The organism is Lacihabitans lacunae (assembly GCF_042649125.1).
Classification (GTDB): domain Bacteria; phylum Bacteroidota; class Bacteroidia; order Cytophagales; family Spirosomataceae; genus Leadbetterella; species Leadbetterella lacunae.
In genome coordinates this window covers 4309323-4322946 of record NZ_JBHRYQ010000001.1, presented here as the reverse complement: position 1 = coordinate 4322946, position 13624 = coordinate 4309323, and the positions used below count along the sequence as shown (strand labels likewise).

The window sequence follows — 13624 nt, the reverse complement described above, 5'->3', positions numbered from 1 at the left end:
TTAAACTATGAACACGTGAAGTCCGCGAGCCCCGTGTGCTCCTAGCACGAGCGACTGCTCAATATCGGCGGTTTTAGAAGGTCCCGCTATAAATGCTCCAAAGCCATAGTCAGAAGTACCAATGTTTTGGTAGGCCTGATGCATGGTAGGTACTATGCTGTTTTTTTCAATTATGATTGCCAAGTATTGGGTAATAAAAGGAGCAACCCGCTGTCCCATTTCGGTATCAGTCAACCAAATGGCACCATTTTCAGCCACAGCAAACTGACCTTTTAGTATCAAAAAATCGGCGTCTTGCAGCGTGTGTGGGTCTGCTTGTAGCCAATCCGAATTGGTAGAAAACTCGGGCAAGGTAGAGATAACCCGTGTATTAAGTGGAAATGTATTTATAATATAAGATTTGATTTCATCAATATGAGACACAAGCTGAACCTTACCTCCTATTCCTTCTAATATTTCAGTAAACTTTGCCACCAAGTCATACTGCTCTCTACCCAAAACCGATAGGTCAGGCAATGGCAATAACTCAGGTTGGTTTTTCTTTATTTTAGAAAGTATAGATTCTCTGCTCATTTTCTATTTTTTTTATACCATTCTCCAAAACTCTCATCGGGTGGATTTGGCATTTCTCTTTGTGTGTACCACGGGTTTAACTTGTTATTTACCATGCCAGGCACTTTACGCATCAACATTCGGCCTACTTTTCCCGAAAACTTAAAAACACCGGGCTTAGAAAGTACCACTTCCATACCTTTCATGGCGATGGTTTTAGACTTTGGCGTATAACCTTCTTTTACCAAAACCTGTCTCCATTTATATAGCTGCTGGTGTATGTCTATTTTGACTGGGCACACATTGGAGCATGAGCCACAAAGTGTACTTGCAAATGGCAAGTCGGCATTTGCTTTCATATCTAAATTTGGAGCTAAAATAGAACCAATTGGCCCTGCAACTGCACTGTGATACGAATGCCCGCCACTACGTCTATATACAGGACAGGTATTAAAACATGCCGCACAGCGAATACATTTCAGCGAATTTCGGAAGTCTTCGCGACCCAACTGTGTTGATCGGCCGTTATCCACGATAACAATGTGCATCAACTGACCTTCGCGTGGTTTCTTAAAATGACTCGAATATGTGGTTATAGGCTGCCCAGTAGCACTTCTGGCCAATAACCTTAAAAATACGCCAAGGTGTTTTTTCTGAGGAATGATTTTTTCAAAACCCATACTGGCTATGTGTACATTGGCCAAGTGAGCTCCCATGTCTGCATTGCCTTCGTTTGTACAAACAACGAACTCTCCTGTTTCTGCTACCGCAAAATTGACTCCCGTTAGGGCAACTTCTCTACTCAAAAACTTATCTCTGAGATGCTGCCTCGCCGCTTCTGTCAAATACTGCGGGTCTTTATTCCCTTTTTCAGTACCGAGGTGTTTGTGAAACAGCTCCCCTATTTCTTCTTTTTTCCAGTGGATACATGGCATCACGATGTGCGACGGCGGCTCTTCGGCCAGTTGTACGATTCTTTCACCCAAGTCCGTATCTATAACTTCAATGCCTTTTTCTTTCAAAAAATCATTCATATGGCACTCTTCGGTCAGCATTGATTTAGACTTTACCATGCCTTTGAAGGTATCTTTGGGGATATTTCCACCAAAATAATCTTTGATAATGTCGTAAACTATTTCATTATGCTTTTTAGCGTCTGCAGCCCAATGAACTTTAACGCCATTTGCCAAGGCATTTGCCTCAAACTGCACCAAATAGTCGTGCATGTTAGACAGTACATTGTTTTTGATTTGAGAGGCAGTTTCTCTAAGTAATTCCCAATCATTTATTTGAAAAGCGGCTTTATCTCTTTTTTGGCGGACAAAATAAAGGGTTTCGTCGTGCCAAGTAGTTCTGTCAAAATCTTTGTTAAAAATATCTGCAGCTTCGCTATGTGTTTTCATGAGATTGCTTGATTTAAGACCTCCGCAATATGCATTACTTTTATGGCATTGTTATCACGCTTAATTATTCCTTCCATGTGCATTAAGCATGAGGTATCACCTCCTATTATTATTTCTACTCCACTGTGCATGTGGTCCGCCACTCTATCTTTTCCCATTCTGACCGAAACGGCCTCCTCGGTAACACAAAATGTGCCGCCAAAGCCACAGCACTCGTCTTTTCGGGATAAAGACTGAAGTTCTATACCTTTCAGGTTACGAAGTAATAGCTCGGGTTTTGAAAATGGGGCTGCATTTAGCTCTGACATTTGAGACAAAAATAAGCCTCGCTGTCCGTGGCAACTCTGATGTAAGCCAACTTTGTGAGGAAAACTACCTTCTAAAGATTGGATTTTTAATACATCCGTGATAAATTCTATTAACTCATACACTTTGCCTTTTAGCTCAATGTGTTCTTTTACATGTAACGTGCAGCTTCCCGAAGGCGAAACAACGTAGTCATAATCATTGAAATTGTCTTGAAACAAAGCGGTACAAGAGCCACTAAGGTGCTCATAACCCGAATTTGCCATCGGTTGTCCGCAGCAAGTTTGGTTTTCGGGATAAAAAACCTCACACCCTAATTTTTCGAGTAATTCTAAGGTAGCAATCGCAGTTTTGGGATAAAACTGATCCATATAACATGGTACAAATAAAGCTACTTTCATTTTTAATGCTCTTCCAATGATTAAGAGTTAAATATACTACTTTTTACAATCCAGTCGCAATGGTTTTCAAACCTCTCTCCGATATTAATTCTTTTCTTACTTTTAAATCTCTATATGCAGCAATAGGCGACAATGAGGCACCTGCTCTGATTCGTGCTTCTGCTACCAAGGCACGCACATCTGTTCGGTATGCTTCTTGTAAAATCTCCTGAGCTTTGGCTACGTCATTGTTTTGTCTGGCGTCTTCAAGTGCTATGGTATCTACCAAAAGCGACTGGGCATAGGCAATCTGAATGGCTTCTACTGATTGAAGCAAATCTTCCAATGGGTCTTTGATATTATGCGAAGCGTCTATCATCCAACCAAAACCAGAACCCTGATCAAAAGGGGCATTATTTAACTGAGCCCCTTGTGTTAATTCATTGAAAATCAAGAACAATTGGTATGGTTTAATACTTCCTACCGTAAGGTCGTCATCGCCATACTTAGAGTCGTTAAAGTGGAAACCTCCAAGTTTGCCTTCCATCATGAGTAAACTCACGATTTGCTCTATGTTGGCATTTGGCAAATGGTGGCCCAAGTCTACTAAAGTATATGCTTTTTCACCTAATTTATTTGCAAAAAGAAGGGATTGCCCCCAGTCGCCAACGGTCATTGAATAAAAATTAGGCTCAAATGCTTTGTATTCCACAAACATTTTCCAATCTGCTGGCAATGCTGCGTAAATCTCTTGTAAACTTTCTAAAGTATTCTCAAAAGCTTTTCTAAAGTTTAACTGCCCTGGAAAACACGAACCATCAGACAACCAAACCGTTAGCGATTTTGAACCTAAATCTACGCCGTGCTTGATAACCTCGATATTATGATCTACCGCCTGCTTACGAATGGCCTTGTTGACGTTTTGAAGCGAACCAAACTTGTAGCTATATTCTTGATCTGCTTGATCTTGAAATGTATTGGAATTTACGGCATCAAAAGCCAAACCATGCTGAGCAGCTAATGTCTGAATATCCTTTGGGGCGGTCGGTATATCCCAAGGAATGTGCAACGAAATAGCACCCGAAGTTTTGTTTAATGCATGCAAAAGACCCACATCTTCTATTTTCTCTTCTAAACTACGAGGCTCTCCTCCTCCCGGAAAACGACCAAAACGTGTACCTCCAGTTCCCAATGCCCATGAAGGTATGGCTACTTGGAAATCCACCAATCTTTTGATTATACTGTCTACATCGTTGATTTGGCTTTTGGCAAATTCAAAGTGTAGTTTATGCTTCGCTAACAAACTGGTATTGTGGTCTTGTATTATTTTCTCCGAAAGAATCATTTTTTATTCTAATTTTAAAATCTATAATTAACTAATAATTAAATGTTTTGTAAGAAAAAGCAGTTTAAAGATACTCCAAAAACTGCCTTTTCAATATTTTTTCAAAAACGTTTATTAGCTATTTTTTTATCTATAAAAACCCATTGCAACTCCTCCGTCTACGTTTATGGCGTTTCCGGTCGACTTATTGAGCAAGCCGCCTACTAAGGCAAAGCATGCATTTGCGATATCGTCTGGAAGGATGATTTCATTTAACAAAGTTCTTTTGGCGTAATATGCAGGAAGTTCCTCAACCGTAATTCCGTATGCTTTTGCACGGCCTTCGGCCCATCCGCCTGCCCAAATATTTGAGTCTGAAATAACGGCATCGGGATTCACCGTGTTTACTCTTATTTTGTCTACCCCTAACTCCGCGGCCATTAGTCTCGTCATGTGTGCTTGTGCTGCTTTTGCAGATCCATATCCCGGGTTATTTGGCCCCGCCACTACGGCATTTTTTGACGCAATATTTACGATATCACCGCCAATATTTTGCTTTTTCATGACACGCACCGCAGCCTGACTCACGATAAATTGACCTTTAACCAAAATGTCATAGAGTCTATCCCATTCTTCAATCGTGTGTTCGGTAATAGATTTTGAAATACTGATTCCAGCATTATTTACTACTAAATCAACGCCTCCAAAAGCCAGGGCAGTTGCATCGAAAGCGGCTTGTGCTGAAGCAGTATCCGTTACATTTAACAATGTGGATGAAACGGCATCTTTGCCAAACAAGGCTGTAAATTCTGCAGTGGCTGCGTCTAGTCTCTCTTGGTTGATATCATTTAAAATTACACAAGCTCCTTCTTTGGCAAATTTCTTGGCAATCGCCTTTCCGATTCCGCCTGCACTTCCTGTTACCACCGCTATTCTACCCGAAAGGGCCTTTGCTTTAGGCATACGCTGAAGTTTGGCTTCTTCTAGCAACCAATATTCTATATCAAATGCTTCTTGGTGAGGCAACGAGGTGTACTCTGAAACCGCCTCAGCACCTTTCATTACGTTGATGGCGTTGGTGTAATATTCCGACGCCAAACGTGCCATGGTTTTGTCTTTGGCAAAAGTAAACATACCCACACCCGGATAAAGGATAACCACCGGATTGGGGTCACGCATAGCAGGTGAATTTGCATGTTTGCATGCGTCGTAATACGCTTTATATCCAGCTCTATAGGCTTCAAATACACTTTCTAGATAGGCTGCGTCTTCCACTTTGGTTGGGTCTAATACCAAAGGAGCAATCTTTGTTCTTAAAAAATGATCGGGACAAGAGGTGCCCAAAGGTGCCAACTTAGCCAAGTCGTTTGAGTTGATAAACTCCAAAACCCTTGGATCGTCTGTGAAGTGGCCCACCATTTTTCGTTCTGAAGAGCAATACCCTCTAAGCGTAGGAGCTAAACTCGCCGCTTTGGTTTTTCTATCTGCTTCTGCTAAACTTGGTGCTTTTTCTCCTCCAAAAACTGGACGTTTTTTGCCGTAGTTTTCTTCCAAAAATTCTGCACACTTTTCTATAACTTCTAAGGTGTTGATATAACTGCTGTAAGCGGTGTCTCCCCACGTAAACAAACCGTGAGAACCCAACATGATTCCTTTCAGTGCGATTCCTTTTGCGGCTGCTTCTTGCAGGCAAGCCCTAAGCTTTAGTCCTAAATCAAAACCTGGTCTTTGCCACTCTACCCAACCGATTTCGCCATTAAATAGCTCGTCCGTGATTTTTTTGCCGTCTTTGGCGGCTGCTATCGCAATGGCAGCGTCAGGGTGCAAGTGGTCTATATGTTTAAATGGTAAAAATCCATGCAAAGGTGTATCTATCGAAGGGGCTTTTGAAGCCAAATCGAAAATACAGTGGTTAAAAAGTTCCACCATTTCGTCTTCTTGGGCTATGCCTTTGTATACTTTTTCGAGATTAAGTAAACGCTCCATATACAATGCCGCACAACCCGACTTTTTCAAAGTACCGATATCGCCACCTGAGCCTTTGATCCACATAACTTCGGTTTCTTGGCCAGTTAGTGGGTCTTTGTCGGTGATTTTTACAGACGTGTTTCCACCTCCATAATTAGTTAATCGGAGGTCTGCTCCTAATAAATTAGATCTATAAATAAACAATGCGACTTCGTCACCGGCCATTGAAGCGGCTTTGGCGTCATCCCATAGATAGCTTACGTGTTTGAATGTAGAATTGTTAGAAGACATGTATATTATTCTGGTATGTTTATCGTGTAAAAATATATGTATAGCGACCCGCAACTGTCCTTTACTGTACTGACTTTAGGCTTAAAAAAGGGTATTCTTGGTATTCAACATTCGTGACATTTGAGGAAATCCCAATACCTGATTTTTATAAAAAATGAATTATTATATGAAAATCTCACAAATATAAAGAAATAAGAAAATATAAACTTTTGAACCTATATTTGACATTATTCAGCCTAAGTCTTCCGTTTTTCAGAAGGCAAATAAATATCATTTATTTAAACTACAAAACAACCATGAACAGTAAACCACTCGTTTTGACTTTATCACTTTTATCTACCTCAGTATTTGCCCAAAAACGGCTTGCATCGCAGGTTATAAAATGGAGCGAACAGGAAGTGATAGAAAGACCCATAGCTCAGCAACGGAAAATTTTGGAGACTACAACTCCAACCCTTTCCCTTTTTAAAGTGCACGCCACTACGCTATACCCAAAGGGCTTCTTAAAAGAGCACTATACTCAGGCAAATGAAGAGATGCTCATTATAAAAGAAGGTGTTTTACACTTAACGATTAACGGTGTAAGCAAAGACTTACCTGCTGGTAGTTTGGCCTTAATAATGCCTGAAGACACGCGAAAACTAGAAAACACTAGCTCACAAAATGTAACGTATTACGTGTTTCAGTTTTTCTCAAAAGACTCCACAAATACGGCAAGAGGAAAAAGCAGTGGCGGCTCGGTTATGATACCGTGGGAAGAAGCAAAGTTTATAGAAAACCCAAAAGGCGGAAGAAAGGATTTTTTGAATAGACCAACAAACATGTTAAATCGCCTTGAGATGCATACCACTACGCTCAACCCAGGCATTATGAGCCATGCCGCACATACACACCTACCTGCCGAAATTATTTTACCTATTCAGCTGGAGCCAGGTAGCTCGCAAGTAGAAGAATATATCAACGAAAAAACACATGCTGCCACAGATGGCGACGTGATATTTTTGCAATCGATGGACTTACATGGAATCAAAAATGTGGGTAAAAAACAAGTAACCTATTTTGCTTTTCAGTTTGATTAAAAACCAAAAAAGCTCCATATTGAACTAACAAAATGGAGCTTTTTACTACAACTAAAACTTTACTCAGTCCAAGCATTTTGGCCATTTAGAGGAATACAACCTTGGAATTCTCCTGGAACTGGGTCATAGACCAATATATTTTTACCGATATCTTCGGAAGTATAAAAACCAAAAAGCGTAAGGCCTTTTATGGTTTTGAAAAAAGTAGGTTTCGGTGGGTCATTTTCTAAGGGTATACCCCACATAGAAAGTCCCGAACGGGGTTTATCTTTATCAATTTTGGTGATACACTCAATTTTCTTTTCAGGAGAAAGCTTAAGAAAGGAATGGCCATACTGCAACTCCACATCTTTTTCAAAAGCATCTAATCCAGCAACCAATTCCTTTTGACCAGCTTCGTCCATGGTTTCTTTTACCATTACATCAATAAACTGAGGCACGCCCATGTCTTTGGCACCCGGAGTTTTGGTTTTAGGTAAAATAGTTTCTGCTATTTCCGCAATTAAAGCCGCTTGGTTATTGGTAAAGAAAACCGGTTTCCAGTCTAACTTAGCCTGCTCTTTACAAGATATTAGAATCTCAGACATAGAAACCCCAACCAAAGATAAGCCAAGTGCTGCGGCTGTATTTTTTATATAATCTCTTCTGTTCATTTTTATTTTATTTTAATAGGTTGAAAAACTGTACTTCTGGTATAGCATTAAGAGTAGCGAGTTAAATGTTCAATGAATTCACTCAAGTGATTTTAATAAGTCTATAATAATGTTTGAGTTTCCTTCGAATTAATTTTGAAATTCATCGACATATTTGATTTTTAAGTCTATAATCCTTCAAAGTTGAAAAATTTGTATAAATATGAACTGCCTATTCCTGGCCTTTTTACCAAGCAATAACATCCTCAAATCTATTTATTTTCATTTACAAAATAATAAAGAACCGAAACCCATTACTCTCTACTCAATACTCACAAATTCTTCTTATTCAACTCCTCCACTGCAAAATTTGCCGCACGAGCGGTTAATGCCATATAGGTAATTGAAGGGTTTACGCAGTTTGAACTTGTCATACATGCACCGTCCGTCACAAAGACATTTTTTACACTGTGAAGTTGATTATTTCCATTTAAAACCGAAGTTTTTGGATCACGACCCATTCTAGCAGTTCCCATTTCGTGAACTCCCACACCCATTCCACCTGAGTGATCAAACGATTGAATGTTTTTAAAACCTGCTATCTCTAACATTTCAACTGCATCGGCCTTGATTTGCTTACGCATTTCAATTTCGTTTTTCTTGAAACCAGCATCAAAAACTATCTGAGGAATTCCCCATTTGTCTGTTTTAGTTTTATCCAAATGCATTTTGTTTTCGTGGTAAGGCAATACTTCACCAAAGCCCATAAGCGACATATTCCAAGGGCCTGGTTTATAAAGCGACTCCTTAAAGTCTGCTCCTACTCCCACGGCATCAGTACCTCTGCCCCAATTTGCTCTTCCTGAACCACCTTGGTAGTCATACCCTCTCAAAAAGCTTTTGTTTTGGCTGGCCTTGTCGATATTTACATATTTTGGAATAAAAATACCCACTGGCTTACGGCCTTTGTAATAGTCTTCCTCAAGACCATCAAAGTCGCCCATGGCACCTACATGATAATGGTGATCCATAATATTATGCCCAAGTTCGCCGCTGTCATTGCCCATTCCGTTCGGAAAACGCTCCGATGTAGAGTTTAATAATATTTGGGCAGTAGCCATAGCCGAAGCACATGAGAATATAATTTTTGCTGTAAAAATATGCTCTTCCATGGTTTCAGAGTCAATTACTTTTACGCCTGTGGCAAGTTGGGTTTTGGGATCAAACAAAATCTCAGCAGCTACAGAGTTTGGTCGAATCACAAAATTTCCTGTGTTATTTGCAGCTGGTAAGGTAGCTGAATTGGCAGAAAAATAAGCACCATAAGGACATCCACGTGAGCATCTGTTTCGGGTTTGGCATTTTCCTCTTCCTAAGGCCAACTGCTCCTCGGTTGGCTCCGTTAAGTGAGCAACTCTACCGGTAGTTACATATCTATCTTTAAATTTCCCTTGAATGCTTTCTTTGAAACTTTTCTCTAAACAGTTTAACGGAAAAGGCGGCTGAAACTCACCATCTGGCAAGTGACTAAGCCCAAGTTTTTCTCCCGAAATACCCACGAATTTTTCAACATAACTGTACCATGGAGCAATGTCTTTGTAGCGAATCGGCCAGTCTACTGCTATCCCTTCTCTGGCATTTGCCTCAAAATCGTAATCAGACCATCTGTATGTATGTTTTCCCCACAAAAGTGAACGCCCACCTATTTGGTTTCCTCTAATCCAGTCGAAAGGCTGAATTTCTTGGTAGGGGTTTTCTTGATCGTTTGTATAAAAATGCTTGGTGTCGCTTCCCACAAAACCACTCCTGATTTGAATATGGTGACGTTCCCTTTCTTCGGGTGTAAGTGAACCGCGGTGTTCCTTGTCCCAAGGGTCTTGCATCATGGTAGGATAATCTACAATGTGATTTACCATTCGACCTTTTTCCAAAACCAGGGTTTTAAGCCCCTTTTCGGAAAGTTCTTTAGCTGCCCAACTTCCGCTCATTCCTGATCCAATCACGATTGCATCGTAAGCGTTAGTTTTATTTAAGGTTGTATTTAAATTTGCCATTTAAACTATATTATAGGTTGAAACTCTAATATGCAAGCTATTAAAAATTAAGGTATTTTCAAAAATAAATGTCATCTTGACACAAACAAATAAAAAAAGCCCTTTCGGGCTTTAATTATCTAATATTTTAATACTTGCGATTCTTCTTAAAACTTACTTTTAAGATATTTTATTGCCATTGCATAGGCTTCTTTACTACCTTCCTCGTCAAACTTAGGATTGCTAGGATTAGCAAAACCATGCACGCCTGGAAAAATCTTGTAATCTAGTTTTTTTCCCGCCGCTTTCATGTTTTCCGCAAACTTCTCAATCACCTCTTTAGAGATTCTAGTTTCTGTGGCAAAAAGTCCCAAAACATCTGAATTTAACTTTTTCAATTCGTTAATGTCTGTCACAGGCATTCCGTAATACATCACAGAACCTACGGTGTTTTTGCCCCCTAAAATCGCAGACCTAAGTGACCAACCTCCCCCAAAACACCAACCTACATTGGCTATTTTGGCCTTCGGACCTGCATAAGCTACTGCTCCATTTACCAAGGCTACTAAGCGGTCTTCTTTGGCTCCCATCATGAGTTTTCCTGCTTCTTGTGGATCCGAAGTAGATTTTCCATCATACATATCTACTGCTAACACGTTTACGTTTTCGCCCAAGTCTTTGTAAAAAATATCTGATTGACGCTCAATGTACTCATTTAGTCCCCACCACTCTTGGTAAACCAAAAGCCACTTATCTGATTTCTTTTTAGCTTTAATAAAATAGCCCGTCCCGTCAACCCCATCAGTGGTTTTGAAACTTACTTTCTCTCCCATGCCATCATATTCAAGTGCTATTGGCGATGGATGCAAGGCTTGAAACTCCGGGTCTAAAGCAAACTGACGCATATCGTCGAAAGGAACGTTATGACAAACCGTAATTTGGCTGTCTAATTTTTGCTCCGAAACCGACCCAAAAAATGGATTGATAAACGAATACACAAACAGCAAAGGCAAAAAGAAAATTAACTTATTCATAAGATTTAAATTGATTGTTTGTAAACCGATAACTAATATCGAAAGTTAAACCAAATAAATCAATTAATGTTCAAACATATTTTACATTGCATTTCCAATTCCCACCAAAACGATTGATAGCATGATAGTGGCGATTCCCACCAAAAAAGTTCGGAATGCTTTTGGCGACACCCCCGTCCATTCTTTCAGGTACAATCCCCAAATATTGGCCGTTAGTATGATAGTGGCCATGTGAAGTATCCACGAACTGGCTCCGTTGCCAAGTTTGCTCTCTCCCATTCCATAGAAAAAGAACTGCAAAAACCACATAGTACCCGCCAAAGCCGAAAACATGACGTTTTTACCGATGGGCGTGCTGGTATTTGTATAATCTCCGAAAGTCTTATTTTTAAAATTCAAGTACATACACCACAGAAAATTGGTAGTTAAGCCGCCCCACATCACAATTATGTAGGTAACATTATTTTGAAACAAAGGATTATTTCCCGTTTCTACGGCCACGTCTGCCATAGGTTTCCCTGCCTCAATTCCGAAGTTAAAAAACGAACTCAATATTCCGGATATGATGGCAATGATTAGACCTTTCACTAGGCTAAATTCTTTTACACTTTCTAGTTTTTGTTCTTGGGTCAAATCCCTTTCTTTCAATATGCCCGCTCTACCCGAAATGGCGATGCCAATAATGCAAACTAGAACTCCAAAAAGCACCAATTGACCGCCTGTGCTATGCAGCATTTGGGTTAAGGTAGTTTTGCCTTCGGTTGGATTAAAGTCGTAATAAATGGCTGGAACCAAAGCTCCAAAAGCTGAGCAAAAGCCCAAAACCACCGAATTGCCAAGAGACATGCCTAAGTACCGAACTCCCAAACCGTAGGTTAAGCCACCGATTCCCCACAAAAGGCCCATTAAAAAAGTAAAATTTGTAACAGTCGAGGAAGCTCCTGAGATTATTTCTGCGAAGTTTGGAATGGTTAAATATGCGGCGATAGGCGGTACAATAAGCCATGAAAACAGCCCTCCTACTATCCAATAGCTTTCCCAAGCCCAGCCTTTCACTTTTTTGAAAGGCATATAAAAACTACCGGACGAAAACCCGCCGATTGAATGAAAAATGATTCCTAAAAGTGCATTCATTAAAGTGTAATTAAGGTTGATAATCTGTATTAATCAAAAATACACGAACATATACCTTATACTCTCCTTTACTCTCCTATAAAAAACCTTAGAAGATAAATACTTCTTCTAAAACAAATACTATTTAAGGGAATTATTGATCATCTAAACCTAAAAAGGTTTTGAAATGAAAAACTGGAGAAATAAAGAAAATAATTAGGCCAATAAACAAGTAAAAATTAAGATCCGAAACGAGCGTAGTAATTGAAATATTTCCGGAAATTTTCGGGAGAATAAACTGGGCAATGACAGGTAAGCCAAACAAAATAAATATCAAAATAGAAAAGTAGCTTTTAGGCTTTTTAAATACAAAAGCTAAAAATGCACCGATAATAATGGGTAAAAACACATCTAACTGAAGCAAAGCTGATTTTAGCTCAGTGGCACTAACGGGCAGCTTAGCCACCCTAAAGAAAAAATTATACAATGCAAACGCCGCAATGAGTCCCAAAACAAACAATAAGCCGTTTAGTTTTGAATACCCCACACTCAGCCATCCACTTAGCATTCTAACAGGTATAAGTGCTAATAATAGCACCGTAAAAACATCGGTAAACGGAAAGAATAGCAACATGGGCAGCCAGCTTTTCACGTGGGTGTGGTCGTAAAAGAAAAGCATGATTTTGGAGCGAATAAACCACGCAAACCAAATCAGATAAAACAATGCCCCTAGGCTGTTTAAAACCGCAGAGATTTTATTTGAAAACAAACTAAAGTTTCCTATACCTAATAAGGTCACCAAAACGGTAGCCAAAAGCCAAAATACTAGATTTTTGAATATTAAAATTAGAATTACAATATGTTTTTTTTGTAAAGACTGCTGTTCGTTTAATCTGACCTTACGGCCTTTTTCGTTTCGATTTATAAGCTCTTGTAACAAGAAAATAACACCCAGAAACATACTTCCATTAATCAAAGCCAAGTTAAAATCAATCAGAATATGGTCTGAAAAAACTACTTGAGACCAATTTGACATTCCAAAAAAGCCAAGCATGCTGTAGTTTCCTTCGAAGTGATTGGCATACCCTAAGTTTACCCAAGGCAAAACAGCAAAAAGCAAAACCAAAACCATGGTCTGAAACGAGAATTTCAAAGTTAAACTCAGCAACACCAATGCCGCAAAACCCATACACACTGCACCAAAAAGGAGATTTTCTTGGTCTAAATAATGTAATGGGGTTTCAAGAAAAAAAGGCAAAGATTCGGCGATACCGAAAGCTAGGGTAAGAATGAGTATTTTGACGGGCTTTAAAACAGGAAAATTAACCCAAAATAAGAACCAATAAATAGTGAGTTTGATTGCATACGCTATGCCGCTTTGCGACGCAGGCAAAATACCAATATTAAGCTTTTGGAAAAGAAAATCGAACGAAAGGAAAAGTAAAACTACCAACAAAAAACTCAACAGTAGCCTGACATTAAAAAGTACCTTTAAAGGTCTATACATAG

Annotated in this window: 11 protein-coding genes; 1 reads left to right on the top strand and 10 read right to left on the bottom strand. The window is 39.5% G+C overall.

Annotated elements, in window-relative coordinates:
* The 5 genes from ACFOOI_RS18570 to ACFOOI_RS18550 form a co-directional block, all read right to left on the bottom strand.
* Entirely contained in the window at positions 1–573 is a 573-nt protein-coding gene (locus ACFOOI_RS18570) for a LutC/YkgG family protein (RefSeq protein ID WP_379839562.1), read from the bottom strand.
* Entirely contained in the window at positions 570–1955 is a 1386-nt protein-coding gene (locus ACFOOI_RS18565; protein ID WP_379839561.1) for a lactate utilization protein B, read from the bottom strand. The genes ACFOOI_RS18570 and ACFOOI_RS18565 overlap by 4 nt, the downstream gene beginning before the upstream one ends.
* Positions 1952–2662, bottom strand: coding sequence for a (Fe-S)-binding protein (locus ACFOOI_RS18560; protein WP_379839560.1), 711 nt, complete (start codon positions 2660–2662; stop codon positions 1952–1954). The genes ACFOOI_RS18565 and ACFOOI_RS18560 overlap by 4 nt, the downstream gene beginning before the upstream one ends.
* A gap of 43 nt (positions 2663–2705) precedes the next feature.
* Positions 2706–3986 (bottom strand): sugar isomerase, encoded by a 1281-nt coding sequence (locus ACFOOI_RS18555; protein ID WP_379839559.1) that lies wholly within the window; start codon positions 3984–3986, stop codon positions 2706–2708.
* Positions 3987–4112: 126 nt separating this feature from the next.
* Positions 4113–6224, bottom strand: coding sequence for a bifunctional aldolase/short-chain dehydrogenase (locus tag ACFOOI_RS18550; protein WP_379839558.1), 2112 nt, complete (start codon positions 6222–6224; stop codon positions 4113–4115).
* Positions 6225–6520: 296 nt separating this feature from the next.
* Here ACFOOI_RS18550 and ACFOOI_RS18545 point away from each other — a divergent pair, with 296 nt between their 5' ends.
* Positions 6521–7303, top strand: a complete 783-nt coding sequence (locus ACFOOI_RS18545) for a cupin (protein WP_379839557.1) — start codon at positions 6521–6523, stop codon at positions 7301–7303.
* 59 nt (positions 7304–7362) lie between these two features.
* Here the strand turns inward: ACFOOI_RS18545 and ACFOOI_RS18540 are convergent, their stop codons facing one another.
* The 5 genes from ACFOOI_RS18540 to ACFOOI_RS18520 form a co-directional block, all read right to left on the bottom strand.
* Positions 7363–7956 carry a gluconate 2-dehydrogenase subunit 3 family protein gene (locus ACFOOI_RS18540; RefSeq protein WP_379839556.1) on the bottom strand — a complete coding sequence of 198 codons (594 nt, stop codon included), beginning with the start codon at positions 7954–7956 and terminating at the stop codon, positions 7363–7365.
* Between the two features lie 311 nt (positions 7957–8267).
* A complete protein-coding gene (locus ACFOOI_RS18535; RefSeq protein WP_379839555.1) occupies positions 8268–9989 on the bottom strand; it encodes a GMC oxidoreductase in 1722 nt (573 codons plus the stop codon).
* Positions 9990–10135: 146 nt separating this feature from the next.
* Positions 10136–11002: a dienelactone hydrolase family protein gene (locus ACFOOI_RS18530; RefSeq protein ID WP_379839554.1), complete on the bottom strand. Its 867-nt coding sequence runs from the start codon at positions 11000–11002 to the stop codon at positions 10136–10138.
* A gap of 81 nt (positions 11003–11083) precedes the next feature.
* Positions 11084–12136, bottom strand: coding sequence for an L-rhamnose/proton symporter RhaT (gene rhaT / locus ACFOOI_RS18525; protein WP_379839553.1), 1053 nt, complete (start codon positions 12134–12136; stop codon positions 11084–11086).
* Between the two features lie 133 nt (positions 12137–12269).
* Positions 12270–13622, bottom strand: coding sequence for a hypothetical protein (locus tag ACFOOI_RS18520; protein ID WP_379839552.1), 1353 nt, complete (start codon positions 13620–13622; stop codon positions 12270–12272).
* Positions 13623–13624: the final 2 nt, after the last annotated feature.

What these genes read in the sequence shown, in the direction of transcription:
- ACFOOI_RS18545 (WP_379839557.1), top strand. Translation starts at nt 6,521, where the DNA reads ATGAACAGTAAACCACTCGTTTTGACTTTATCACTTTTATCTACCTCA.
- ACFOOI_RS18565 (WP_379839561.1), bottom strand. Translation starts at nt 1,955, where the DNA reads ATGAAAACACATAGCGAAGCTGCAGATATTTTTAACAAAGATTTTGAC.
- rhaT (WP_379839553.1), bottom strand. Translation starts at nt 12,136, where the DNA reads ATGAATGCACTTTTAGGAATCATTTTTCATTCAATCGGCGGGTTTTCG.
- ACFOOI_RS18520 (WP_379839552.1), bottom strand. Translation starts at nt 13,622, where the DNA reads ATGTATAGACCTTTAAAGGTACTTTTTAATGTCAGGCTACTGTTGAGT.
- ACFOOI_RS18555 (WP_379839559.1), bottom strand. Translation starts at nt 3,986, where the DNA reads ATGATTCTTTCGGAGAAAATAATACAAGACCACAATACCAGTTTGTTA.
- ACFOOI_RS18535 (WP_379839555.1), bottom strand. Translation starts at nt 9,989, where the DNA reads ATGGCAAATTTAAATACAACCTTAAATAAAACTAACGCTTACGATGCA.
- ACFOOI_RS18530 (WP_379839554.1), bottom strand. Translation starts at nt 11,002, where the DNA reads ATGAATAAGTTAATTTTCTTTTTGCCTTTGCTGTTTGTGTATTCGTTT.
- ACFOOI_RS18550 (WP_379839558.1), bottom strand. Translation starts at nt 6,224, where the DNA reads ATGTCTTCTAACAATTCTACATTCAAACACGTAAGCTATCTATGGGAT.
- ACFOOI_RS18540 (WP_379839556.1), bottom strand. Translation starts at nt 7,956, where the DNA reads ATGAACAGAAGAGATTATATAAAAAATACAGCCGCAGCACTTGGCTTA.
- ACFOOI_RS18570 (WP_379839562.1), bottom strand. Translation starts at nt 573, where the DNA reads ATGAGCAGAGAATCTATACTTTCTAAAATAAAGAAAAACCAACCTGAG.
- ACFOOI_RS18560 (WP_379839560.1), bottom strand. Translation starts at nt 2,662, where the DNA reads ATGAAAGTAGCTTTATTTGTACCATGTTATATGGATCAGTTTTATCCC.